Consider the following 605-nt stretch of genomic DNA (forward strand, 5'->3'; position numbering starts at 1 on the left):
GTCTTGCCGCGCGCGTCTCAGCGAAAATGTCCAGCTACGGACATCACGTGTTGCGCCGAAGGTGTCTATCAATGGAAGTCGCTCTCCGGCCAAAACATCCAGCCTTGGGCATTTATGTGGAGTCATGTCTACATCTGGCCATGCAGTTTGATGTCTAAAACACGTTAAGCCGAGAAATACACTCCCCTCACACCACCACTGCAAATTGGAAGCCACATGAAACGAGTCACAGGCATCGGCGGCATCTTCTTCAAGGCCAAGGACGCTCCATCTCTGCGGGCTTGGTACAAGCAGTACCTGGGAGTCGATGTCCAAGTCTGGGGCGGAGCTGCCTTCGATTGGACTGACGCCCAGGGCAAGCCGGTAGCAGGCACAACGGCCTGGTGCATCAATCCACAAGAAAGTGATCAATTTGCTCCAAGCTCGGCTCCCTTCATGGTCAATTACCGAGTAGAAGACCTTCACTCTTTAGTAAAGGTGTTGAAGGAAGAAGGCTGCAACGTGCTCAAAAAGATTGACGAATCCGAGTATGGGAAGTTTGCCTGGGTCATTGATCCAGAGGGAAACAAGGTCGAGCTATGGCAGCCACCGCAGGGTCAGTGACC

The 605-nt window shown here is 53.1% G+C and carries 1 protein-coding gene; it reads left to right on the plus strand.

From position 1 onward, the window contains the following. The first annotated feature begins 216 nt into the window (after window positions 1-216). Window positions 217-603 (plus strand): VOC family protein, encoded by a 387-nt coding sequence (locus tag AC1DYI_RS37945; RefSeq protein WP_477209199.1) that lies wholly within the window; start codon window positions 217-219, stop codon window positions 601-603. Window positions 604-605 lie beyond the last annotated feature (2 nt).

This window comes from Ideonella sp. P3_A4 (assembly GCF_056403075.1).

Coding starts and splice junctions, on each gene's coding strand:
- AC1DYI_RS37945 (WP_477209199.1), top strand. CDS start 217: ATGAAACGAGTCACAGGCATCGGCGGCATCTTCTTCAAGGCCAAGGAC.